At 66.8% G+C, this 24,168-nt stretch carries 21 protein-coding genes and 2 pseudogenes; 17 read left to right on the top strand and 6 right to left on the bottom strand.

Going from position 1 to position 24,168, the window contains the following annotated elements:
- The first annotated feature begins 573 nt into the window (after window positions 1-573).
- From ACFZDC_RS40665 to ACFZDC_RS40650, 4 genes are read left to right on the top strand one after another with little or no spacing between them, the layout of a single operon-like run.
- Window positions 574-1,878 (top strand): alpha/beta hydrolase, encoded by a 1,305-nt coding sequence (locus ACFZDC_RS40665; RefSeq protein ID WP_391331971.1) that lies wholly within the window; start codon window positions 574-576, stop codon window positions 1,876-1,878.
- 34 nt (window positions 1,879-1,912) lie between these two features.
- Entirely contained in the window at window positions 1,913-2,947 is a 1,035-nt protein-coding gene (locus ACFZDC_RS40660) for a trypsin-like peptidase domain-containing protein (RefSeq protein WP_391331969.1), read from the top strand.
- A gap of 4 nt (window positions 2,948-2,951) precedes the next feature.
- Window positions 2,952-4,046, top strand: a complete 1,095-nt coding sequence (locus ACFZDC_RS40655; RefSeq protein WP_391331967.1) for an effector-associated domain EAD1-containing protein — start codon at window positions 2,952-2,954, stop codon at window positions 4,044-4,046.
- Entirely contained in the window at window positions 4,039-8,409 is a 4,371-nt protein-coding gene (locus ACFZDC_RS40650; RefSeq protein ID WP_391331965.1) for an AAA family ATPase, read from the top strand. The genes ACFZDC_RS40655 and ACFZDC_RS40650 overlap by 8 nt, the downstream gene beginning before the upstream one ends.
- Before the next feature lie 332 nt (window positions 8,410-8,741).
- On the opposite strand, the gene ACFZDC_RS40645 is transcribed toward ACFZDC_RS40650, so the two are convergent.
- Entirely contained in the window at window positions 8,742-8,870 is a 129-nt protein-coding gene (locus ACFZDC_RS40645) for a hypothetical protein (RefSeq protein WP_391331963.1), read from the bottom strand.
- 560 nt (window positions 8,871-9,430) lie between these two features.
- Here ACFZDC_RS40645 and ACFZDC_RS40640 point away from each other — a divergent pair.
- From ACFZDC_RS40640 to ACFZDC_RS40630, 3 genes are all read left to right on the top strand, one after another.
- Entirely contained in the window at window positions 9,431-9,730 is a 300-nt protein-coding gene (locus ACFZDC_RS40640; protein WP_391331961.1) for a hypothetical protein, read from the top strand.
- Between the two features lie 53 nt (window positions 9,731-9,783).
- On the top strand, window positions 9,784-10,344 hold the full coding sequence (locus ACFZDC_RS40635) for a hypothetical protein (protein WP_391331959.1): 561 nt from the start codon (window positions 9,784-9,786) through the stop codon (window positions 10,342-10,344).
- A gap of 626 nt (window positions 10,345-10,970) precedes the next feature.
- On the top strand, window positions 10,971-11,444 hold the full coding sequence (locus tag ACFZDC_RS40630) for a hypothetical protein (protein WP_391331958.1): 474 nt from the start codon (window positions 10,971-10,973) through the stop codon (window positions 11,442-11,444).
- A gap of 112 nt (window positions 11,445-11,556) precedes the next feature.
- Here the strand turns inward: ACFZDC_RS40630 and ACFZDC_RS40625 are convergent, their stop codons facing one another.
- On the bottom strand, window positions 11,557-11,982 hold the full coding sequence (locus ACFZDC_RS40625) for a hypothetical protein (protein ID WP_391331956.1): 426 nt from the start codon (window positions 11,980-11,982) through the stop codon (window positions 11,557-11,559).
- A 308-nt stretch (window positions 11,983-12,290) separates the two neighbouring features.
- Between ACFZDC_RS40625 and ACFZDC_RS40620 the strand changes: the two genes are divergently transcribed.
- The 6 genes from ACFZDC_RS40620 (at window position 12,291) to ACFZDC_RS40595 (ending at window position 18,576) form a co-directional block, all read left to right on the top strand.
- The gene (locus tag ACFZDC_RS40620) at window positions 12,291-14,717 is read left to right on the top strand and encodes a tetratricopeptide repeat protein (RefSeq protein ID WP_391331955.1); all 2,427 of its coding nucleotides are present in this window, start codon (window positions 12,291-12,293) and stop codon (window positions 14,715-14,717) included.
- Window positions 14,718-14,736: 19 nt separating this feature from the next.
- Entirely contained in the window at window positions 14,737-15,156 is a 420-nt protein-coding gene (locus ACFZDC_RS40615; RefSeq protein ID WP_391331953.1) for a hypothetical protein, read from the top strand.
- Between the two features lie 217 nt (window positions 15,157-15,373).
- A complete protein-coding gene (locus tag ACFZDC_RS40610; RefSeq protein ID WP_391331952.1) occupies window positions 15,374-15,625 on the top strand; it encodes a hypothetical protein in 252 nt (83 codons plus the stop codon).
- Complete coding sequence (locus tag ACFZDC_RS40605) at window positions 15,622-16,341, top strand: IS6 family transposase (RefSeq protein WP_391331951.1); 720 nt, start codon at window positions 15,622-15,624, stop codon at window positions 16,339-16,341. Before ACFZDC_RS40610 ends, ACFZDC_RS40605 begins: the two co-directional genes overlap by 4 nt.
- A gap of 129 nt (window positions 16,342-16,470) precedes the next feature.
- Window positions 16,471-17,388, top strand: a complete 918-nt coding sequence (locus tag ACFZDC_RS40600) for a CHAT domain-containing protein (RefSeq protein WP_391331973.1) — start codon at window positions 16,471-16,473, stop codon at window positions 17,386-17,388.
- Window positions 17,389-17,904: 516 nt separating this feature from the next.
- Entirely contained in the window at window positions 17,905-18,576 is a 672-nt protein-coding gene (locus ACFZDC_RS40595) for a DUF4190 domain-containing protein (protein WP_391331949.1), read from the top strand.
- 815 nt (window positions 18,577-19,391) lie between these two features.
- On the opposite strand, the gene ACFZDC_RS40590 is transcribed toward ACFZDC_RS40595, so the two are convergent.
- Window positions 19,392-19,610, bottom strand: coding sequence for a hypothetical protein (locus tag ACFZDC_RS40590; protein WP_391331948.1), 219 nt, complete (start codon window positions 19,608-19,610; stop codon window positions 19,392-19,394).
- A 470-nt stretch (window positions 19,611-20,080) separates the two neighbouring features.
- Here ACFZDC_RS40590 and ACFZDC_RS40585 point away from each other — a divergent pair, with 470 nt between their 5' ends.
- On the top strand, window positions 20,081-20,581 hold the full coding sequence (locus ACFZDC_RS40585) for a hypothetical protein (RefSeq protein ID WP_391331947.1): 501 nt from the start codon (window positions 20,081-20,083) through the stop codon (window positions 20,579-20,581).
- 22 nt (window positions 20,582-20,603) lie between these two features.
- On the opposite strand, the pseudogene ACFZDC_RS40580 reads toward ACFZDC_RS40585, so the two are convergent.
- Together ACFZDC_RS40580 and ACFZDC_RS40575 are read right to left on the bottom strand one after the other, a co-directional pair.
- Window positions 20,604-20,836, bottom strand: a pseudogene (locus ACFZDC_RS40580) (IS110 family transposase); the annotation flags it as partial.
- Between the two features lie 69 nt (window positions 20,837-20,905).
- Window positions 20,906-21,106: a hypothetical protein gene (locus ACFZDC_RS40575; protein ID WP_391331946.1), complete on the bottom strand. Its 201-nt coding sequence runs from the start codon at window positions 21,104-21,106 to the stop codon at window positions 20,906-20,908.
- 364 nt (window positions 21,107-21,470) lie between these two features.
- Here ACFZDC_RS40575 and ACFZDC_RS40570 point away from each other — a divergent pair, with 364 nt between their 5' ends.
- From ACFZDC_RS40570 to ACFZDC_RS40560, 3 genes and pseudogenes are all read left to right on the top strand, one after another.
- Window positions 21,471-22,166, top strand: a complete 696-nt coding sequence (locus ACFZDC_RS40570) for a DUF4190 domain-containing protein (RefSeq protein WP_391331945.1) — start codon at window positions 21,471-21,473, stop codon at window positions 22,164-22,166.
- Window positions 22,167-22,255: 89 nt separating this feature from the next.
- Window positions 22,256-22,843 carry a hypothetical protein gene (locus ACFZDC_RS40565; RefSeq protein ID WP_391331944.1) on the top strand — a complete coding sequence of 196 codons (588 nt, stop codon included), beginning with the start codon at window positions 22,256-22,258 and terminating at the stop codon, window positions 22,841-22,843.
- 312 nt (window positions 22,844-23,155) lie between these two features.
- Window positions 23,156-23,404, top strand: a pseudogene (locus ACFZDC_RS40560) (transposase); the annotation flags it as partial.
- Window positions 23,405-23,589: 185 nt separating this feature from the next.
- Here ACFZDC_RS40560 and ACFZDC_RS40555 read toward each other — a convergent pair.
- The coding region (locus tag ACFZDC_RS40555) for a hypothetical protein (RefSeq protein ID WP_391331943.1) at window positions 23,590-24,168 on the bottom strand (579 nt) is incomplete at its 5' end.

The following is a 24,168-nucleotide window of genomic DNA, read 5'->3' as shown; positions in this document are numbered from 1 at the left end:
TCGACTGGCACTTCACCACCGACGACGCACGCGTGAAACTACGCCACCTCTACCCAACCACACAGCAAAACTAAGCCGCGACAATCTACTAGTCTTACTGTCGATGGCTGGTCTCTCTTTTCTCGGAGGGCCGGTGATTTGGATACGACGGCTTCCTGTTGCGAGCAGGGAGCCGTCGGCCTTTTCAGACCGAAGCTCGCGCCGTCCAACCGATGGTGACACGGCTTCAGGCCGTTCCCAGGGGGGCGTCCGCCTGGTGGACGGACGCGAACATGTGAGCTGTGACGCACTCAACATTCAAGGAAAAACAGAAGGTGGCTTCACGCCCGTCACCAGGTAGCCGGGTGCATCCGACGCCGGATGCACGCCAGCCAAGATCGCGTGCCGCGACCATGACGTGGCCGAGCTTGAGCAGACGGGTAGCCTGCTCCGCCGTCGCGTCCTGTACGGCTTGGGGAGGGGGACGAGACTCCGCTTACCGCGCGATGAAGGCCGTCCTGGTCCTGCGCGCTCTATGATGCGCGGGGGGGCCGAGGCGTTCTGTTGGCTCGGTGGAGTCCTTGGGGGTGGGGAGTGGAGGACTGGGGGCCGCTCGTGCCGGCGGTGGCGCGCGTCTGGCCGAAGGCAGAAGAGTTCCTGCATGGCGCGGAACTGGAGCGCTTCGAGGCTCGCGTGCTGGTGGCACTGCGCGCGCTGGATGCCTTACAGCAGACCTCAGGTACTGTTCTCACGCCAGAGAAGCAGGAGGCCGTCGACGCGGCGGCGCGTGAGGTGGCCGCGGCTTTCGAGGCGCACGAGCCCCTCGGTGCACTGCTGCTCGCGGAGTTCGACTCCCTGGCGGAAAGTCAGGAACGGTTCGGGCCAGAGCCCCCGCCGCCGGATTGGATCCCATGGCAACGCGCTCTGTTGATGCCCGTCCTGTACGCCACCGATCGGGCAACCCTCCCGGGAGAGACCGGCTTCGGTGTGGAGCGCGGTGCCTTGACCTACGGAGAGCTGCGCGTTGGCATCCCCGACGACCACCGCATGGGTGCCGCGGAAAAGCCCCGCCTGTGGCGGCTGCGGTTCCGCGACGACCCCGCCAAGGCCGCGACCCTCGGCTCGGTGACCACGTCGACCGCGCAAGAGTTCGCACAACTGGCCCGCACACGGCTCGCAAAGGGCGAGGACGGGCAGGCACTGGTCTTCGTCCACGGATACAACGTGACGTTCCCCGACGCCGCGATCCGCGCCGCACAGATCGCCTATGACTTGAACTTCACCGGCGTCCCGATGCTCTACAGCTGGCCGTCAAAGGGCACCATGCGCGGCTATGTCGCAGACGAGAACGCCGTCAGCCGTTCCGTTCCGTACTTCCAGGAGTTCCTGCGCCACGTGCTGACCGAGACGGGCGTGCGGGAGTTGCACGTCATCGCCCACAGCATGGGCAACAGGCTGCTCACCCAAGCCCTCGCCGACCTCGACACCACGAGCCTGCCCCACGGGTCCGGTCGACTCGGGCAGGTGATCTTCGCAGCCCCCGACGTCGACGCCGAGGTGTTCCGGCAGCGCCTGCCGCGCATCGCTCGCCAGGCGAAGGGCTGCACGCTCTATGCCTCCTCCGCCGACCGGGCGCTGCAAGTCTCTCGCACACTGGCCGCCTCCCCACGCGCAGGTCAGTCCGGGGACGGAATCGTCGTGGCCCCGGGACTGAACACCATCGACGCCACCGAGCTCGACACCGGGCTGATGAGCCACTCGTACGTGGGCGACCACAGGTCCGTCCTCGCCGACGTATACGGGCTGTTGCGGCAGGCCCTCCCGCCGGCCAAGCGCTTCGGACTGGTGTCCGTGCCGCACGCCGGCGGGTCCTACTGGTCCTTCCAACCGCAGAAGTAACGGCGCGCACGCTTCGTTTGACAAGGTGACACCGATGACGCACTTCCTGGACAGCCTCCCCTTCGACTGGAGCGACCCTGGCGCGCGCGAACTGCGGGACCTGCTCGCCTCCTTCTACGACGAGCCGGCCGCAGTGAAGGCCATGGCGCGGCAGGCGGGGATCGCCACCCAGCACGTGCCGTGGCAGCAGCCGGTGTACGGCGTCTGGTTCGACCTGATCACCGCCGCACGCAACCAGGGCAAACTGAGGGCGCTGCTTGCGCAGATCCAGGAAGGTCCGGACCTGGCTGTCGCGGACCGTCTGAAGGAACTGATCAGTGACCGCCCGGTTCTCGAGGTTCCGGAGCCGGAGCCCCCGCCGAGCACCTGGAAGCACTTCACCGACCCCGACTCCCTAGAGCGGCAGATCTTCTCCAACAACACGTTCCAAGATGTGGCCTTCCTCCGACGAGGAACGGAACAGGCCACGGCGGTCTGCCGGCTGCGCGTGACGGACAGCCAAGGGCAGCGGTATCACGGCACCGCATTCCGGGTAAGCGCCGATCTGCTGATGACCAACCATCACGTATTGCACGGGCCGGACGCTAGCCGTATGGCCCAGGTCGAGGCGTGGTTCGGATACGAGCAGGACCTCGACGGACGCGATCTGGAACACGTGAGCGTGGCCTGCGACCCTGCTTCCGTCACCGGCGACGCCGAAGATGACTGGGCGGTGATCAGGGTCCTCGAGCCCATGCCTGAAGAAGCCGTCGTGGTGCTGATTCCCGACCGCGTCACTGTGGAGGCCGGGGACCGTGTCTACATCATTCAGCACCCCCACGGCGGGGTGAAGAAGCTGGCTGCGCGGCACAATGTGGTCCGCTACGCCGACGATCAGGTCGTGCAGTACTGGACCGACACCGACCGAGGATCGTCGGGGGCGCCCGTCTTCGACGAGCGGTGGCGGCTCGTGGCGCTGCACCGTTGTTACACGCGAGCGGGAAAGCTGAGTGAGCAGCGCGAGTATCGCAACGAGGGTGTCAGAATCGAGCGGGTCGTCGCCGGCATGGCGAACGCGGGGTTGAGGTGAGACCGTGGCACTTTTGCTCGACCGCAGAGTCTTCACCTTGGAGGATCCGCAGGCTCGCGAGTTGCTCGACGTTCTGCTGGATGTCTACGACGTGCAGGACACTGTCCGGCATTTCATGAGGGCCGTCGGCCTGCGGCCCGCCGACGTGACCTTGAGCGGCAAGATGGCCAACGACTGGCCTTGCGTGCTGGAACACGCCGCTGCCATGGGCAAGTTGAGGCAGTTGATCGAAATCGTCTCGGAGGATGCGAACAGCGCCGCCCACGACATCTTCAAGGTGCTCCTCACGCAGGAGGTCCCCGCCGGGAACGCCGACCCGTGCGCGGCGTTGCTGCTCGGCCCGGGACGGCCCAGGGCGTTCATCGACCGGCGGCACCTGCGCGAGATCCTGCGTGACATGTTGGAGACGCGGGGCAGCCGGGTACTGATCGTCGACGGTGCACGCAGGTCCGGCAAGACGTGGACGTGGTTCCTGCTCTGCCACGTCCTCGACGGGCACGGCGTCAAACCGTACAAGATCGACTTTTCAGCCTACGCGGAGCCCGTCGAGGTGCGCGACATCGTCGCCGAACTCAGCGACCAGCTCGGATGGGACTTGGGACAGGGCGACACCTTCGCCACGGAGGACGCCCAGGTCAGACGAGTGGTGAACCGTGCGAAGCAGCACATGCGGGACGCGCGGGAGGACCTCTGGCTGGTCTTCGATGGCTTGGTCAGGACAGAGCTGACGCCCCAGGCACTGCGGCTGGTGGAGAACCTCGCGGAGGCCGCCGCCAACGGAGAGACCGGTGACCGGCTGAGCATCGTCCTCATCGCCTATGGCGGACAACTGCATCCGTCGGTCGATCCGTATGTGTGGCGCACCCACCTCGGCCCGATCCGCGTCCAGGACCTACGCGAGTTCTTCTGCGCCATCGCAACGAGCGTCGGAGCCCAGATGACGCCCGAAGTCGCCGACCTGTTGGTCACGGAAGTGCTCCGCGAGACCATCGGCGCCAATCACGACCTCGACGCGCCGCTGCCGCTGGAGAAGGTCTCCGCCGTTGCCGCGGTGCGCGGCCGGCAGCTGTACCAGAGGTACGGAGGAACCGGTGTCTGAGTCCTCGTCGGCGCGGGAGCTCACCTCGCGCGACATCCTGAACCTCCTGAAGGACCCCGCGCTCGGCGCTGTCCTGCCGGACCCCGACGACATCTCCCCCCAGCGGTGGATGCTGCGGGAGAAGACCGCTCTGCTCGGTGCCTTCGACGCGGCGGAGCTGGAGGTTCAAGAGAGCGAGGACAGCGCCGAGGCCAAGGCACTGCGGGAGTTCCTCACCCGCGACTGCGATCGGGTCCACACGCGCCGGGGTCGACGGTGGCGCCCTGTCCCGGCCGTGCGCACGGCGACGCTGGAACGCCTGCGTACACGCGACAACCTGCTGACCGCACTACGCTCGGGCGTCCCGGCTGGGCACGACACCGCCCGCGACTGCGCTGAACAACTGCTCACGGGCACCGCGCCAGCCCTCGCCGACAGGGGCGCCGAAGAACTGCACGCCCTACTCACCCTCGTCCGCTGGTTCGACGACGCACCGAACGCCCGCGCCGCCCTCGCCGAACAAGCCGTGCCCCTGCCCGACCCTGACGAGCTCGTCCGGCACATCGAACTGGCCCGGCTCCTCGAGCCTCTCGAGACACTCGCCGATCCGATGTTCTGCGGGCGCGAGGCGGAACTGGACGAGCTGGCCAGACACATCGACCCCGTGAAGGGCAACCACCGCTGGCTGATGATCCACGGGCCCGGAGGCGTGGGGAAATCCACCCTGGTGGCCCGGTTCGCCCTTGACCACATCACCCGGGCCGAGCCCGCGCGGAAACTGCTTTTCGTATACCTCCCCTTCGACCGCACCGACCTGGTGCCGCAACAGCCCCTCACCCTGCTCGGTGAAGCTCTGCGCCAGCTGCGGGTGCTTTTGCCCGGGCTCGAAGGGCGAGCGGCGCGCGAACTGGAGCAGGCTGTACGGACCACCCTCAACGCGGACGCCAGGGCCGAGAGCGAGCAGCAGGGCAGCAAAGGGCCCAGGTCGGGACGCGCCCACGACGAACGCAGCCTCGCCCAACTGTTCTCTCATCTGGTGACCAGAGCGTTGCCGGATACGAACCGGCCGATCCTGCTCTTCCTCGACACCTTCGAACGGGCACAGCACATCGGCTCGTTCGCCATCGCCCGTCTCGTCGACTTCCTCGAAGTCCTCCAGAACGCCTGCCCACCGCTGCACATCGTCGCCGCCGGCCGCGCACCGGCCGACTCCCGAAGGTTCACGGACCTGCCCCTGGAAGGATTCGATCCCACCACCGCCCGCGCCTTCCTGCGCCGGCTGCTGCCTGGCGACGGCCCAGAATACGAGGCAGCGGTACACACCATCACCCAAACCGTGGGATCGGACCCCCTCAGCCTGAAACTGGCCGCCGACCTCTTCCGCAGGCAAGGACCACGAGCGTTGCACGACCCCGCCCTGCGCCGCCTGGTCCAGCTGCGACTCCAGCCCGAGGAACGGCAAGGCGTGCTCTACCGACGCATCCTCGACCATCTGGAGAACCCGCAGCTGCGCAGCATCGCCAGCCCGGGACTCACCGTCCGCCGCGTGACACCGGACGTCATCCGCAGGGTCCTGGCGGCACCGTGCGGCCTCGGCCGCATCGACGAGCGACGGGCCCGTGTTCTGTTCCACCAACTCCGCGACGAAGCCGCACTGGTGGCGGACGTGCCGGGGCAGGAAGCCGTCGTCCACCGAACCGACGTACGCCGTGTCATGCTGCCGATGCTCCGCGGCGACGCGGGGGAGGTCGTCAACAGAATCCACCGCAGGGCGATCAACTACTACGCCCGTCAGTCTGAGATCGACCCTGCCAACGCGGCCGAACATCGTGCAGAGGAGCTCTACCACCGGCTGTCTCTCGGCCAGGCACCCAAAACTCTCGACCGCCGGTGGCTTCCCGAAATCGGCCCCCTCCTGAACTCCGCCATGGAGGAACTGCCCGCCCGCAGCCAGGTGTACCTCTCCGAACGCCTCGGCCTCACCGTCGGACCCGACCTACTGCGCCAAGCCGACGACGAGACATGGGGACGCCAGGCCCTGCGTACCGCTACTGTCCGACTGGCGGACGGCCAGGCCGATCAGGTGCTGACTCTGCTGGATCAACGCCCGGACCATGTGAACCAGGACGCAGGGCTGTCCACAGTGCGCATCCGGGCGTTGGCTGCAGCGGGCCGGACGGACGAGGCCCGGGCCCTGGTCGAGCCGGCGCTGGAACTCGCCTCACGCGCCTGCAATACCGAGGCCTTCGTGGACATCGCCGTGTGCGGCGCCCGCGTCGAGGAGGACCTCGGACGCTTCCGCGCCGCTCGCTCCCTGCTCGGCCAGGCACGCGAGGCGGCCAAATCTTCTGGCCCCGCCGAGGTACCGCTGCTCACCGTCGCGGTGGCCGACCTGCGGCTGTACCGGCGGGAGGACAGAGCAGACACGCCCGACGCCGCTCTGCTGCGCACCGAGGTGGTGGACCGCGTGGCACGGCTCGGTCGGCATGAGCGTGCACGCCACCCCGCACTCGTACGCGAACTCGCCGCAGAGGTCGGCGACCATCTACCGGAACTGGTTTCGGAGACGGCCCGCCTGCTCGGGCTCGACATCGAGGGCGCCGCCGGGCACGTGCTGCGCGCCTCGCTCAGCGACGACGAGGTGCGTGACCTGGAGGAGGTGACGCGAGCGGGGAGGAAGAACGCACGCGGTCCGTCCGATCCAGGCACCGTCATCCAGGACGCCGACGACTGGTGGGTCGTGCAGAACACTGCTGTACGCGGCGATAGAGTGGGCGAGTACGTCGACAGCGATGCCCAGCACCGCCTCTCCTGGAACCACGCACTCGTCAACACCTACCAGTACGAGGTCGACCAGGCGCAGTTCACCCGGTCCGGCTCGAGTCGGCGCCCCCACGCACCGCACCCGAGACACGAGCCCACAGTGGACGCCGTCGTCGTCGTGCCCGGCTTCATGGGCAGCGTCCTGGTGGACGCCCACAGCGGCGAACGCCTGTGGGGTCACGAGCCCTCGAAGTGGCTCCCGCGCGCCTGGATGCGCGGCGGGGTCGACGCCCTGCGGCTCACGGACGACGAGCGAGCGGGCGACCATCGCCGCGTCCGCCCCGTCTCCCTGCTCAGCACGCCTGCCTGGGCCCCCATGCTGGGCGCCCTCGAACCCTACGGTCGCCTGTTGGACCGCATCCGCGACCACGTCGCACACCCCGACGCCGTGCTCGAGTTCCCCTACGACTGGCGACTGCCGGCGGCGCACAACGCCCGTCTCCTGGCGCAAGCGGCCGGCAAGCACCTGGAGCGCTGGCGCGCCCACCCGGCGGTGCCACAAGCGCGCTGGTCCCTGGCCGACGACCCCGAGCCCCGCCTCGTGATCATCGCGCACTCCCTGGGCGGGGTCGTCACCTGTGCGGCGCTGAACCAGGACGCGTGGCTAGCGGAGAACACCCGGACTGTCGTGTGCCTGGGAACACCCTTCCGCGGCGTCCCCAGGGCAGTGGAGATGCTGAGCTCGCAGCCGCAGTCCGAACCGATGCCTGTGCCATACCGCCGTATGCGGGACCTCATGCGGACCCTACCGGGATTCTACGATCTGCTTCCCGACTACCGGTGCGTCGAGAACAACGGCGGCCTGCGGCACCTGGAACTCAGCGACGTGCACCAACTGGGTGGTGACACCGCACTTGCGGCGGAGGCGATGCACACCCGGCAGACCACAGACGTAGCTGCTCTGCTGCCGCGCATCCACGCCGTGGTGGGTGTAGGACAGCGCACGGTCCAAAGCGTGGATCTCGCCCATGACAAGGTCCGCACGCTCGAGACGATGCCGCGGCTGTCGAGCGAGGGAACGCCTGTGCTTGATGCCCAGGGAACTCCCCTGCGATGGGATGCGGGTGGAGACGGCCTCGTGCCCCGCGTTTCCGCCAGCTCACCCACGCGCGCCGACTGCTTCGTCGAGGTGCGCAACGGCTCGCTCATCGCGGAGCACGAGGTGATGACGTACGTAGGAGCCCTGCTCTCGGAAGACGACTACCTCGGAATAGAGCCACCCTCACCAGCGCTTGCCGGCGGCGGCATCGGACTGCCCTCACGCGACGGCATCTCCCTGTCCCTACCGGAGGTCGTGGAAGCGGGAGAGCCCTGCGAGATTCAGGTCCGCGGTGCCCTAACCCCGGCCCGGGTGCGGTGCACGTTCATCACCGACGGCAACTTGTCCGCCGACACCCGAGTCCGGCCGCACCCCGACGGGGATGACCTTTGGGCACAACTCACCTTCCCGCTCCCAGGGCCGTACCGGGTCACGGTCGAGGATGGCGAACAGTCCGCGAGCCGCTTGGTCTTCGTCATGTCGTCTGAGGACAGCCGTGCCCTCGCAGAAGGCCGCAGATGACGTTCACGACAGCTGCACCATCGACCCCCTGCACAGTTGTAGGGCTGTGCAGCTGGACGTGCACGACTGCGCGCCAGGGAGGGGTGCGGGCGGACCGAGCGCTGCCGCTTCCTGAGTAGGCATCCGGCCGACCCCCTCGCGTGAGGAGACTTTGCCCGCGCGCCTCAACCACGAGCAGGAGAACCGCCTGCGCGCCCTGCCCAGGGCCTCCGCCGACCCGGCTCGAAGAGGCGTGGCAGCCCTCCTTCCAGTGCCGCAAACTCTCGCCGGGGCTCGGTGCCTGAAGACGTCGCAGCTGCACCGCGGTGCGCGGCCCCGAACCGCTCCTGACTTCAGGGACGGGGGAAGCTCTGCTCCAGCCACCGCTGCACCGCGCTCATCGTGGCGTGGCCGTGCTGCCGCAGAACGTCCACGATGTCCTTGCCCCAGACGAGCGCGATCGGGTGGCCGTCTTCGTGCATCTCCTCCTGCACCTGCCAAAAAAAAGGGGGGAGGCTGTCTGCCTCCCCCCTTCGGGCGGGATGTGCGCCAACACGACTCCGCCGATGCCCTTGAATCTTGGTTGCACCCAGTGGACCAGGGCTCTTCGGGCAGTAGCTGCCCGTTCCTGTGGAACAGTCTGCGTCCGAAGGCGGGACTGCAGCAAGAGCGATTTGTACATGGATGAGCGAATATCTACTCGGTCATAGATATCTGCATCTTCCGCAGGCGAGTGAGGGGCAAAGTGCCCCGTTCGCGGTGTCGGGCCATGAGGGTTCAGGTGCATAGAGCCAGCTAGAAGCCGCCGCCCCAAGAATCTACTGGCGAGTAACTGCTTCGTGGACGCCAGTGAGTGAACGGGGTGACAAATCGGTGTTATAGGTGCATTCGATATGCCGGTTGGGTTTCCAGAAGCCCGGTATCTACTGGGACACTGCCAGTGCCCGTGCGTCGCGCAGCGCCAACTGCGCGGCTATAGAAGCGGGTTGCACCCAGTGCGGGGCCCTGATCGGGCCCCGCACCGAACACTCAGGGGCCCACCATGTCAAAACCTCGCGGCGGTCACGTCGTACCCGATATCCAGCCCGCCAAGGCGCTGCCGTCCGATCCGGCGGGCGAGCCGATCCCACACCGCCTCTCGCTGGCGCAGGTGCTGCCGACGACTACTTTTCCAACGATCGGCTGCATCCTCCACAGCGAGGGCATGCCGCTTGCAGCCACCTTCGAGTTGCTGCTCGGCTGCGGCGCCATCGGCGTACTCGTGACGCTCGGGGTAACCGGCGGACGCCGTCTCCTGGTTGCCCTCGCGCACGGCGTCCTCGCCCTCGCCAACAACAGGTAGCAGCCATGGGGCGTCGAGAGAAGCCCATCACCGGTCCCTACCATCGGTCGGCGATGGCGTTCAGACTTCGCAACATCCGTGAGCTCGCCGAGGTCACCTACGACGGCATGGCCAAAATCGGTGAGGCATCGGCCGCCACCTACAAACGAACCGCCTCCGGCGTGAATGTGCCGAGGTGGTTCAGGGTGATGGAGTTCGTCGACACCTGTAGCCTCGCCGCCCCGCCGCAGGCCCTTGACCGGCTGCGTTCGGTGTCACGCCCTCATGACCTGCACGCGTTATGGGTGAACGCACGAATGGAGGAACGAGGCAGCCTGCTCCTGCGGGCCCCCAGAGCCCGTTTGATCGCCAACTGGGCCGAGTGCAGCCTCGCATTGGCCACCCTCTATGAGCGGGCCGGAGCTCCTCCGCTGCGTGAAGTCCAAGAGCTGGCCGGCGGCCCCACGCAGCTACCCCTGAGCACGCTCGCGCGGATCGTCAACCGCCAGGCGCTCCCCACCGACAACCGCCAGCTGCGCGCATTCCTCCTCGGTTGCAGGCTGAACAGGAGACAACTGCCGGAATGGGATGAAGCCTGGAGCAGACTCGCCGGCGGCCGCGCATTTTCGATCTGAAAAGCTCGTTGCGCCCTGGGCAGGGCAGAAGCGACAGGGCAGCAAGTGCTACCTGCGCAACCCGGCACGCGTACCCATGTTCCGTACCTCGCACCCGCCACGCCACCCGCGGTGCAGCAGGTCCCCCCGGGTCAGCAACAGCACGCACACCGTGAGCCCGGCCGAAGCCAAGCAGATCAACACCGCCATCGGCGCATACTGCAAGACCGCATAGCGTCCGCCCTCAAAGCCCTGCCGTGCTCCCACGCGGCGGGGCGTCAGCACGTCCTACCTGCCACTGTGGGCTCGCTGCTCACGATCAGCGGGACATCGCCCATCGAGCCCGGTGGGCGCGATACCGGCGTCACGTACAACCTGACAGCTCTGCAGTAGTTGAAAGATGAAACGTATGTGTAAGTTACGCATGTAGCACTCGTCGGTGGTCTTGTCACTGGCGGCGCGAACGATCCTCCCCCCACACCGCCCCAGTCCGTCCCCACGCAGGCCGGGGCTACTTGTACCGCCAGGCCCGGAGGAAAACACCACTCATGCGCACCCGCGCCATCACCACTACCGCTCTGCTCACTGCCTCAGCCGCACTCACTGCCTGCTCGCCCAGCCACGCGGGCGCCGCTGCGGAGCCGACAGTGGCAAGCAGCAGCCTGAGCCCCACCGTGAGCAAGGCGACCGCGCCCAGCACGCTTGCGTTCCACCAGCTGCACAAGAGCAGCAGCCCCGGCGACGATGAATACGAGGCATACAGCGTCACGACGACCGTCCTGGGCTACGAACAGCCCGTGCACGCCTCGGAGTCCGCGGCCAACGAGATCCACGCCCCGGGCAATGTATGGGCCGCGCTCGACGTCAAGGTGTGCGACCAGACCGGGGAGATTTCGGTCAGCAACGAGCCGTGGCAGCTGTCCTACGCGGACGGGGCGCGTGCCAAGCCCGCCGACTTGCAGTACGACGACTTCTCGCAGCCGGCCTACCCGGACGTACCCACCGGAGGATGCGTCCGTGGAAAGATCGTGTTCAATGTGCCCGGCGGTAAGCGGCCCGCCACCGTCGTCTACTCGACAGAAGACGACGCGCCTGTGAGCTGGTCCGTGCCCGCCGCCTGACTCCAGTGCTGATGGCGATCCCCACGCCGCCGGCTGCGCAGTGCTCAAGCACCTCGCTGACACCGGTGCCCCTGCCGCTCTCCAGCTACAGCTCGAAGGCGAGGGCGTCGGTCTACGGGGTCGGCTTCGAGTGTCGGGCGAGGAGTTCGGTGAAGAAGTCCGCCACCAGCTGTCCGGCGTGCGGCTGGGTGAGTTCCCAGCCGCCGAAGCGGTAGATCTCGTATCCGGCCAGCCGTAGTCGGCGGTCTTCGGCGACCATCTCCGCGTACAACCGTGGCACGGCGGTGTGCGTGATCCGCCCCTTCTCGTCGGTCGGGTTCGGTTGTTCGTAGTGCTGGACGCCGTCGACCTCGATGACGATGCGGGAGCGGTCCGAGGCCAGAAGCAGGAAGTCCATCCGCTGGCGGGGCAGCGCGCCGGACTGCTTGCCGCTGCGGCGGGTGTAGGGGTCGTAGTGGAGGTAGACCTGCGGGATCAGCGCGGGCAGGTCGAAGCCGCCGTCCTCGGCGTAGCGGGCGCACCACGTGACGATTCCCATGCCGCACACCGCGCTGGGAGTGACCCAGCACCCGCCGTTCATGACCGCCGTCAAAGCCCTCCACCCCTCTTGTGTGTGCGTGCAGGCCCAGGAGCCGCGCGCACGACGGCGGCGGCCCGAAGGGTGCAGGCCCTGGAGATAGTGCCAACCCGCGCACGAGTTCGCGTATCAGCGAAGGACCGGGACGGTCATGGGTGGAACTGTGCGTCGATTTTCCGCAGGCTTACGCGGTTGAGTGCAGAAAGATCCAGACATAGATTGGTTTGACAAGTTATCGGGTGGGTAGGGACCGGCCTTGGGAGGTATGCATGAAGGCACTGCCACCAGCGCTGCTCGCGGCGCTCGCAGCCGGATCCCGGGGAGGCTCAAGTAGTCAACTGTGGGCCGAACTGGAGCTACTGGTAGGCCCCGAACGCAGGCAGTCCTTGGACGGCGGCGCACAGGAACTCGAGCGGTTGCGCGACACGCCTTCCGACCTGAAGAGCGCACACACGTTGGCAGCAGCGCTTGACAGCTGGGCCGACCAGGACCCCGCCTTCGCCCGCGCGCTCGGTGCTTGGACACAGCGAGCGCAGCGGTGGCTCGCGGGTCCGGGCAGTGACGCGTCAATCGGCAACCGCATGAACGGGGGGACCGTCAACGGCATACTGATCCAGTCCGGGACTGTCATTGCCCCCCAGGGTCTGTGGCCTGAGCCGCCCTCGCCGCCACGCACTTTGCTTAGAGAGCTACCCTTCGACACCCCCCACTTCACAGGACGCCAGCAACACCTCGCCCAACTCGACGGCTTCGGACGGTTCGATTCCGGAATCCCCCCGCGTGTTGCGCTGTGCGGCACAGCGGGGGTCGGTAAGACAGCTTTGGCACTGCGCTGGTCTCGCGCCCGGGCCGCGTTGTTCCCAGACGGGCAGCTCTACCTGAACCTGCGCGGCTACGATGCGGGCCAGCCGATGACTCATGAAGAGGCCCTCTCCCAACTGCTGCGTGCCCTCGGCATCCCCGGCCCGAAGATCCCGGCGACCTTGGACGAACAAACAGCGCTCTACCGGTCCCTCCTAGCCGAACAGCAGTTGCTCATCCTGCTGGACAACGCCGCGTCGACGGAGCAGGTGCGCCCGCTGTTGCCCGGGCAGTCACGCACCATGGTGCTGGTGACAAGCCGAGATCAGCTGCATGGACTGGTAGCTCGCGACGGTGCTCACCGCCTCGACCTCGACGTCCTTGAGTTGTCCGAGGCATTGGAACTGATGGCGCGGATCGCTGGAACGGAACGACTTGCTTCGGACGAGGAGGCCGCGCGCAACCTTGCCGCGCTGTGTTGCCGCCTTCCCATCGCTCTCTGCATCACCGCCGAGCACCTGCTCAGCCGTCCGTCCCTGCCCCTGGCTACGGCAGTAGATGAACTGAAACGAGAAGCGATCACCCTGCTGAGCAGAGACGATGACCTCCAGACCAACGTCCGTGCCATCTTCTCCTGGTCCTACCGGGCCCTGCCGACCGTGGCACATCGCGCCTTCCCGCTACTTGGACTGCACCCAGGGCCCGCGCTGTCCCTGCCTGCTGCTGCCGCGCTCTTCAGCCTGCCAGTGGAGCGGACCATGCAAGTGCTGCACACACTGACCAGCAGCTCGTTACTGAGCGAGCCCCGGTTGGGCCGTTATAGCTGCCACGACCTGCTGCGCGCTTACGCGAAGGAGCTAGCGGCCCGCAAGGCATGTTCCCGGCGCGCACGCAAAGCCGTCGAGTCGATGCTCGGCTTCTACCTGTGCAACGCGGCGGCTGCAGACAGTGCACTGAACCCTCATCGGCGAACCATAGACCTGGGCGCGGCACAACCAGCCGTCCTGCTGGAGTTTCGCGACTGGCCCACCGCTCTGGGCTGGTTCGACTCCGAAAGGGTGAACCTCGCCGCGGCCACATTGGCTGCTGGCCCCTCGGGCTTCCACGAGGTGGCCTGGCGTCTGCCGCTCGTCTGCTTCACCTTCCTGCGCCTGAGGAGCCAGTGGGCGGACTACGTCGCCATTTTCCAGGCGGCGCTGTCGTCCACACAAGAACTTGGGAACAGGTACGCGGAGGCGTGGATTCGCAGCAACCTCGGAATCGGCCTCAAACAGATGCACCGCTTCGATGAAGCAGAACACAGCTATGAACGCGCCCTGTCCATTCGCCACGAGATCCAGGACCCCTACGGTGTCGGCCAGACACTGCACCACTACGGAGCCTTGAGAGAAGCTCAGCAGAAACACCAAGAGGCGCTGGCCATGTACGAGCGCGCACTCGAGCTGCACCGATCTAGCGGCAATCGTTACTGCGAAGCAACGACACTCAACAACATCGCCGGCTTCCACACTCGCCAGGGTGACGTCAAGGTAGCCCTTGACACCTTCGCCCAGGCCCTATCGATCCACCGCTCCATCGGCTACCAGTACGGAGTCGGCGAGTGTCTCCACGACCTCGGTATGGCACAGCGCTCCTCGGGAGCTCTCGACTCGGCTGCCCAGTCATTGAGCGAAGCGGTCTCCGTGCGCCGCTCGATCGGCCACCTATGGGGTCTTGCTGAGTCGCTTGACCAACTAGCCCAAGTGCTGGTCACACGGGACCGTCCAGCGCTGGCGGCTCGCTGTTGGGCCGAAGCGATCTCTGTGTACGAGCAGATCGGGGACCCTCGTTCGGCCAACCTTTATGCCCAGTTGCAGACCCTGCCGCAGACAAGCGTCGGAGACAGTGCCGGCTAAAGCAATCACGGAGGTGCACATGGAGCCCATCTCCTTGGCCATATTGGCGGCAGTTGCCAGTGGCGCGGGTGGCGAATTCGGAAAATACCTGTTGGAGCAGCTGACCAGCTTGGTACGACGTCCGACCCGAGAGCAGCCGGCCGGAACAGTCGAGTTGGAACGCCTACAGTTGCGACCCATCGACCGGGAACGAGCGCAGCAGTTGCGCACAGTTCTGGAAGAGCGAGCCAACCAGGATTCGGAGTTCCGCTGCGCACTGGAAGCATGGGCGAATACAGCGGCCCAGCACGCCGACACGCTGTTCGGTGACGTGCAAAATGAATTGAGCGGCGGCACCGTCAACGGCTATTTACTGCAAGGAAAGAACTTCTCCAACCTGTCTTTCGGCTACACACCTCCGTCCCCCCGGCCCAAGCCCGAGCCGGAGAAGACAGACTGACAGGTCGGCTTTGAGCGCATCACGGCGGCCCCAACCGCAATGCCTACCCACCCCACTGCACCGTAAGAGGCTGAACAGCACGCCCCCCACTGTTGGCGGCAACTTGATGCGTAGTAGATCGATATCTGTTCGGCTGACCTGCGCCCCGAGGCGTCAGGCGCGCGTGCGTGGGCCGTTGTTCAGCACGCTCCACAGCCGACACCGCCCTGGAGAGCTGATGAGCCACAACACCCCGCAGCCTGACCACACCCCCGTCGTGCCCGGCTTCATCGAGGACCACGACCAGGGGCAGAGTCTCCGCGTCTGGTGCCGCTGGTGCTGCATCTGGCACGAACACGGCCACACCGGCACCGAAGTCGGCGACACCACCGACCGGGCCGCGCACTGCTTCGCCCCCGACGGCACTGTCACGTTGGCTGACCGGTGGGATGATCTTCGGGTTGGTCAACCTGGGGAGGGTCGTCCGTGAGGAGCGCGTCGCCGTCGTACAAGGGTCACCGGTACCCGGTCGAGGTCATCTCCCACTGTGTGTGGCTGTACTTCCGTTTCCCGCTGTCGTTCCGCGAGGTCGAGGAACTGATGCTCGAGCGCGGGATCGTCGTCTCCTACGAGACGATCCGCCGCTGGTGCGGCAAGTTCGGGCAGACCTACGCCAACGCGCTGCGCCGCCGGCAGCCCCAGTCCGGGGACAAGTGGCACCTGGACGAGGTCTTCATCAAGATCAACGGGCGGTTGCAGTACCTGTGGCGGGCCGTCGACCAGGACGGGCACGTCCTCGGCGTCCTCGTGCAGAACCGGCGGGACAAGGCCGCAGCTCGATGCTTCTTCCGCCGGCTCCTCAAGAAGACCCGCACGCCGCCGCGGGTGGTCGTCACTGACAAGCTCCGCTCCTACGGCGCGGCCCTCCGCGAGGTCATGCCCTGCGTCGAGCACCGACAGTCGAAGTACCTGAACAACCGGGCGGAGAACAGCCACCAGCCCACCAGGCAACGCGAACGGGCGATGAAAGGCTTCCGCTCCGTGGGCGGAGCACAGCGGTTTCTGTCTGCATTCAGCGGCATCTCACCCCACTTCCGGCCCCGCCGCCATCTGGTGTCCGCACACGACTACCGAGCCGAGATGACCGTCCGCTTCGCAATCTGGGAGCACATCACCGGAGTCGCCGGCTCCGCCGCCACGGCCTGACCACAGCCCGGAACCGGGCTCCACCACGCCGCAACACACCATCAGACCCCTACCCACCCAACAACGTGACAGCGCCACCCCAATCCCGACGCTGACCGCGCCGCCGCCCAGCAGCGAGTTCGGGAGGTTCTGGCCTGGCTCTGGGATACGGCCGTGGGGCCCGTCCTGGACACCCTCGGGCACCGCGGACCTCCCGCGGCCGGGGAACCGTGGCCGCGGGTGTGGTGGGCGCCCGGTGGTCTGCTCGGCCTCTTGCCCCTGCACGCCGCCGGCCACCACAGCTCACCCGGCGGCCGGAGCCCGGGGAACCGGACAGCCCTGGACCGGGTCGTCTCCTCCTACACCCCGACCATCAGCGCCCTCCGCTACGCACGTCGGGCCGGCAACCGGGCGCCCCTCCAGGACCGGACACTGATCGTGGCGATGCCCTCGACACCCGCTCTCGGCAGTCAGGGCCGACTGACAGGCGCGGCGTGGGAGGCCGGCCGGCTCCGGGACCGGCTGCCCCGGCCGACCGTGCTCACCGAGCCCGGTGCCGACCACGGCGACGGCACGGGCGTACAACTCCCCACGAGGGAAGCTGTCTTCTCCCACCTGGCCAAGGCGACCATCGCGCACTTCGCCTGCCACGGTGTCAGCCACCCCACCGACCCTTCCCAGAGCATGTTGCTCCTGCACGACTGGCAGCACGATCCCCTCACCGTCGCCAGCCTGTCGCCGGTCGACCTCGACCACGCCCGCCTGGCCTACCTGTCAGCCTGCTCCACCACCCAGACCGGCAACCTACGGCTGCTCGACGAGGCCATCCACCTGACCGCCGCCTTCCAACTCGCCGGATTCCCCCACGTCATCGGCACCCTCTGGGAGATCGACGACAGTTGCGCCGCCGACATCGCGGACACCTTCTACACCCACCTCACCGACGAGGACGGCGACATCGACACCGGCCGCGCCGCCCACGCACTGCACACCACCATCCGGGCACTGCGCGACCGGCTACCTCTCACCCCGTCCCTGTGGGCCTCGCACCTCCACTTCGGCGCCTGACAGGTGTGCCGGAGCGGTCGTGTTGCGTCGTCTGCCGGTGGTTCCGGCGCCGGCACCGGATGAGGCGTTCGCTTCCTGGGTGTACCGCACTGCCGCGACGTTGGGCGCGGCCCCGGGCACGGCCGCAAGAGTGCTGGGCCTGGAGTAGCGCAGCAATCTACGGAGGCGGCAGTACGGCGTGCTGTCCGCACCGCCGCGCATCGACGCCCACACACGTTGTGTTGGGCAACCAGGACGACTCGTTTTCCTCAACGCGAAGCATCACACCGCACTGCGGGTGACGACGGTGAGGCGCGTGACGCATCGCGGTCGGACGCCGAGGTGAGGCCCCTGCCCGATCCGCCGTCACCGCCGATGACCTGCCAAAAGACCACAGCCGCGCCCCGAACACCAAATTTTTTGCCTATCAGGAAAGTTCAATCACGAACTAATCACTTTAGGTATCTGCGAGGCAACCACACAGGTCCTTCACCGGTCACCCACGCGCAAACACAGCAGAAACCCGTGGGGAGCACCATGAGCCAGCAGTACCCGCCCCAGCCCCAGCAGCCCGGCAGCAACGGCCTGGCCACCACCGCACTCGTCCTCGGCATCATCGCCGTCGTAGTCAGCTTCATCCCTGTCCTCAACGTTGTCGTCTGGCCGCTCGCGATCCTTGGCATCATCTTCGGCGCCATCGGCCTCTCCAAGGCGGGCAAGGTCCGCAAGGGCAAGGGCGCCGGCATCACCGGCCTCATCACGTCGGCCGTAGCGATCATCATGTTCTTCGCCATGAACGCCCTGTTCTTCTCCGCCGTCGACAACGCCAGTAAGGAGCTCGACAAGTCGTACGACTCCACCACCGTCGGCGACGGCAAGTCCAAGACCGGCGGCGCCAAGAAGTCCAAGGTCATGAAGGACTTCAAGCTCACTAAGTGCGACGTGGTCACCGGCGACTTCGGCATCACGGAGATGGCCATCCACGTCGACTACGCCAACAACGGCGACCGCCGATACTCGTACTTCGTTGAGGGCGAGGTCCTGGCCGACGGCAAGAAGGTCAATGACTTCATGTCAACCGCCGAGAACCTCGCCCCGGGCCAGAAGTTCACTGACAAGAACGCTGGTGCGCTGGTGACCGCGGACGAGATCAAGGACGCCAAGAAGCTCGAGTGCAAGACCATCAAAGCGTCCCGAACTGACTTCTGATCGCTGACGTCGCACGACGCCGACCACCATCTGCAGGCCTCGCCGCGCACCGCGCAGCGGCGGGGCTCGCTGCATCATGGAGACCATGGAGTCGCAGCGGCACGGGCGCCGGCCGGGCTGGAGCGGGGCGGAGACATGAGCGCCGGCCCGGCCGGGGCCGGGCCGCGCGCGGGGAGCGGAGCGAGTCTCAATGACGGAGTCAAGCCGCTTGCGTGGCAGGCGGGGATAGACACGCAGAGAGAAACAGATCAGGCAGGTGCTGAGTCCAGTGCCTGCCTGATCTGCTGTTTCGGCTGTCGGGGTGGCGGGATTTGAACCCACGGCCTCTTCGTCGGTTACGAACGCCCCAAGTAGCCGCACCGTCGGGTGTCTGCGCACTGAACAGATCAGTGCGCAGATCCTCGATTCCAGCTGCGCAGAGAAGAGTTCAGTGCCCAGGTCAAAGCCTTGGGCGCTGAACTGTTTCCTCTCGTCCGACAGGTCGTGTTGAACAGCACAAAAGAGTTCAGCAGCGCAGTAAAGAGTTCAGCATGTAGTTCAGCAGCGCAGTGAACTGTTCAGCGCCATAAGGTGCATATCAGGATGTATCGACCATCTTGGGTCGTCGCGGAGGTTTCCCGGTGATGCCGGCGCCGCCGTCATGCGAACCGCTGTGCGTGAGTCGGAAGTTCAGCCGTACGGCCAAAGGTCCAGTTGCGCAGGTATCCGTTCAGTAGCGCCGCATGGTGGGAATCGTCCGATCGGGCGTGCTGCGTCGAGCGGTTGCACGAACGCTCGTGCCTCCCTGGGCATTGCTCAAGAGGAGTTTCTGAGACTCAGAGGTCGCCAGTGCCTTCGTCGGCACCGTTGGCGTTGTAGACGTAGACGCTGACGTCGCCCTGTTCGCTCGACTGCCAGTCGGTCAGGGCGTCGATGATCAGCTCCGCATCCGAGTCGTGACTGAACGCCTCGCCCTGGTAGTTCGTGTAGATCTTTAGCTCGTTCTGTACCTCCCAGCCATCGGCGTTCCCGTCGATGCCTTTCAGCTTCGTCACGTGATTAACCACGGCCTTTTGCTGAGCTGTCCCGTGCTTCACCGTGAACGCCTTGAACTGTTGAGCCCACTCCTGCGGCGACCAGTCACTCTTCGGCGCCGGCGGTGAGCTCTCGCTCGCACTCGGCGTCGGCTCGCTGCTAGCGCTCGCGCTTGATGTCGGTACAGCGACCGCTCTGGCGACGGTTGGGCTGACCTTTGGTGATGCCTCCGTGCCGCTTGCCGTACCTATCACTGTCCCTACGGTAAGACTCGCCACCCCCGTGATGACGTACCCGGCGACATGACGCTTGTCCACAGGCCCCCCTCTTGATCAATCCTCACGGAGACACTCGCTCCGGATGTGGTGATGAATGATCTACGGGCGGGGCGATCACTTGACGTGAGGTAGTTGAACCGTGAAGATTCACCCGCGGCGGCGTGGCCTAGGGGAGGCACCGAGAAGCTGTCGCACTGGGGAGGATTGAGCAAGTGAGCGAGACGGATGAGCTGCCGGTCGAGGGACTGGTGGCGGAGGTGCCGGAGATCGAGGAGAAGCGAGGCGGGGGCAAGCTGAAGTTCCTCGCGGCGGGTGCGGCGGGAGTCGCTGTCCTGGCCATCGCTGCTGCGGTGACCGTGGGGATGTACGGACAGAGCCAGGTCGACGCCGCGCGCAAGGGAGAACACAAGGCGCAGGCCGAGGCGAAGGCGCTGAAGAACCAGCCGCCGAAGACGGTCACGAAGACGGTGATCAAGAAGGTGCCGACGTTCGGGAAGTCCACGCTGATGGGGATTTTCGCGTCGGGTGCGATCCAGCAGGGCACATACGACAGCGCGGGCAACGAGGTGTTCACCCCGAACGACTCGACGTGCTCCGACTTCTACACGTCGCTGAGCAACCAGTACACCTCGATCGCGATCGACCGGGGCGAGTTCATGAAGGCATGCCTGACGAGCGTGACGCAGACGCTGAAGAAGAACACCACTGCGTAATCGCTGCGTGAGTCGACGTTGATCACGCGCAGGGGGCCCACAGCACACTGGTGCGGCGTCGTGCGAGGGCGATGACGGCCTGCACGTTTTTGTAGCCCCTCACTGCGATTCTCGATTCTTGAGGCAGTACTCCCGGTTGGGGCCGTCGCGGATGATGCTGGTCTGCGCGGAGAGGTAGAAGACTCCGCGCAGGCGGCGGCTGTATCGCTTGGGCCGGTGCAGGTTGCCGGTGCGGCGGCCGGAGTCGCGTGGGACGGAGGGGGTCCGCCGGTCTTCACGACGGCGGGCCCCTCGGCTACTTCGGGCGTTGTTGGTAGGACAGGGTCAGAACAGGGCGTCCTGGTCCGGCTCTTCACGGGGCAACGGCCCGACGTCCTCGCCCCGCCACTTCGCCTCGAGGTGCTTGCGCCATCCCTTCGGCGGAGGCCAGGGGACATCCCATTCCGCAAGCTGCTTCTGCGTCCAGGCGCCGTTGGGGGTCTGCGCGGCGGCGACCTCGTCAGGTGAGGGCACGTAGTTGACCATGTGGCGATGCTGCCCCAGCACACGGCCCGGATGCCACAAGGCCGGCGGTCCTGCAGTGCTCGCTTGACCCACCCGCCGAGCTCCGGCGGGACGGCTGGGGTCGAACGCCCTCCTCGGCGGCGATGGCGCCCTGGAGGTGCTTGGCCGCCCACCACCGCCGACGCCGAGGTGAGGCCCCTGCCCGATCCCGCCGTCACCGCCGATGACCTCCCAAAACACCACAGCCACGCCCTGCACGCCAAATTTTTTGCCTATCAGGAAAGTTCAATCACGAACTAATCACATTAGGTATCTGCGAGGCAACCACACAGGTCCTTCACCGGTCACCCACGCGCAAACACAGCAGAAACCCGTGGGGAGCACCATGAGCCAGCAGTACCCGCCCCAGCCCCAGCAGCCCGGCTACGGCGAGCCCCAGCAGCCCGGCAGCAACGGCCTGGCCACCACCGCACTCGTCCTCGGCATCATCGCCGTCGTAGTCAGCTTCATCCCCGTCCTCAACGTCGTCGTCTGGCCGCTCGCGATCCTTGGCATCATCTTCGGCGCCATCGGCCTCTCCAAGGCGGCCAAGGTCCGCAAGGGCAAGGGCGCCGGCATCACCGGCCTCATCACGTCGGCCGTAGCGATCATCATGTTCTTCGCCATGAACGCCCTGTTCTTCTCCGCCGTCGACAACGCCAGTAAGGAGCTCGACAAGTCGTACGACTCCACCACCGTCGGCGACGGCAAGTCCAAGACCGGCGGCGCCAAGAAGTCCAAGGTCATGAAGGACTTCAAGCTCACTAAGTGCGACGTGGTCACCGGCGACTTCGGCATCACGGAGATGGCCATCCACGTCGACTACGCCAACAACGGCGACCGCCGATACTCGTACTTCGTTGAGGGCGAGGTCCTGGCCGACGGCAAGAAGGTCGACGACTTCATGTCAACCGCCGAGAACCTCGCCCCGGGCCAGAAGTTCACTGACAAGAACGCTGGTGCGCTGGTGACCGCGGACGAGATCAAGGACGCCAAGAAGCTCGAGTGCAAGACCATCAAAGCGTCCCGAACTGACTTCTGATCGCTGACGTCGCACGACGCCGACCACCACCCCCAGGCCTCGCCGCGCACCCCGCAGCGGCGGGGCTCGCTGGATCAAGGAGACCATGCATGACCGAGCCGTATCCGCAGACCGGCGCGAGCGACCAGTGGGGACCCGGGCACCCTCCGGTGGCTCCCGCGCAGCCCCCGGGCATCCCCGCGCAGCCCCAGGCGGGCCCCGGCTACGGCTACCCGGCCCAGCCCGCGGGCGCGCCCGGCTACGGCTACCCGGTGCCCGGGCCGCAGGGGCACGGGTTCCCGCAGCAGCAGGCGGCTCCGGGGGCGTTCGCGGCTCCGGGGCCCGTGGGCGGCGGCGTGCTGCTCGCGATCGGCGACATCATGGTGACCGGCGACCAGATCATCACTCCGGCCGGACAGCTGCCGCTGCGCGGCGCTGTGTGGAACGCCACCGACTTGTCGCACACCGAGGAGCGGATCCCAACGCACGCCGTCGTGCTCGCCGTCGTCTTCTTCCTCTTCTGCCTGCTGGGCCTGCTCTTCCTGCTGATGAAGGAGAAGCGGACCACCGGCTACATCCAGGTCAGCGTGACCAGTGCGGGCCGGCACCACTCCACGATGGTCCCGGCGCAGGGTCCCGGCGCGTTCCCGGCGATCATGGGGCAGATCAACTACGCCCGGTCGCTGAGCAGTATGTGAAGGTCCTTCCCCGCGTTTCCGGGAGCCCCGCCGAACGAGTTTCGAACGCGCTGTTTCCCGTCGGCGACCTCGGCGAGGCCGTCGGCTTCGACCGGCAGGCACATCGTCTCCCTCGCCCTGGCCCGCCTGGCCGGGGCCCAGACCTGGGCACACGCTTCACAAGCGCTCGGCGTCCCTACCGGCTCCCGGAGAACCTGCCCCGACGGGGTGCTGCCGTGTCCCTGCCGGCTCAGCGTCCGATGCGGCCGCGGAAGCCGAGCACGCCCAGTCCGAGCATCGCGAATTCGGCGAGCCGGGTGCCCACCTGCCGCGATCACCAAGGCGCCCGGAGGCGGCGAGGTGGCCGGTCGCTCACCGGTCGACCGCGACAAACAGGGCCTGAAACGCTCGGGCATGACGGACGGGTACGGCATTCCACTGGGTCGTGTACTGGCCGGCGCCAACCGCCACGACTCCCCGTTGCTCGCCCCGACCCTGGACCGTCTGGACGACCTGGGGCCGTTACCCGACGACGTCACCGTGCACCTGGACGCCGGCTACGACTCCCACCGCGGCCGCAGTCAGGAACGGGCGGCCTGGCGCCAAGCCGGGCACCGATCCGCTGCGACACCGCCGCACATCCGTCCGGCAACCACACCGCCACCGTCCTCGGCTGCAGCGAGCGCCCGTGTAGCCGACGCCCTGCGCGTCCACCGTCTCCGCGTGCCTACGCGATTCCTCGAACAGTGCGCCCGAACCCGTCGCGGCTACGGCAAGCGTGGTGCGTGCCGCTGTGAAGGCTGCTGGTGAGCCGACTGCTCCGCGTGCTGCGGCTGCCCCGAGGGGATATCCGGGCGGGCGGCCGCCCGCCGTGCGACGCCCTGCAGAAGCCGGTTCGCCATCGCGGTGATCTCAGCCCCGCGCCCCACATACGGGGACGGCGCCTCGCTGCGGTGGGCCCGCTGCCCGGGCAGCAGATCGCCCAGTTCGCTGTAGCGGGACAGGTAGGCGGGACTGGCGTCCTGTCTGAACTGGGGCGCTATGGCTGCGGCCACCGGCGGGTCGACGACGGCGTGGTGGGCGACCCACGGCCGGTCCGGCAACCTCCAGGACATGCCTGCCAGCTGCACGTCGATCCCCGGCGAGTTCATGAACCGTAGCCACGAGGCTCTGGAGTCGTGTTCGGGTAGCTCCTCGTGCGCCAGGGGCAGGATCCGGAAGGTCACGTGCGTCGCCGGCGCGTGTTGTCTGGTGTGATTGAGGGCTATGTAGTTGGTGTGGGTGGGTGGGTGTGAGCTGGGGTGTTGGGGGTTCTCTGAGAAGAGTTCGGCTGTGTTTTGGGTGTT

Source organism: Streptomyces sp. NPDC007905 (genome assembly GCF_042959345.1).
Taxonomy (GTDB): Bacteria; Actinomycetota; Actinomycetes; order Streptomycetales; family Streptomycetaceae; genus Streptomyces.
Note: the sequence above shows the minus strand (reverse complement) of the source record. Positions and strands in the feature narration are given on the sequence as shown.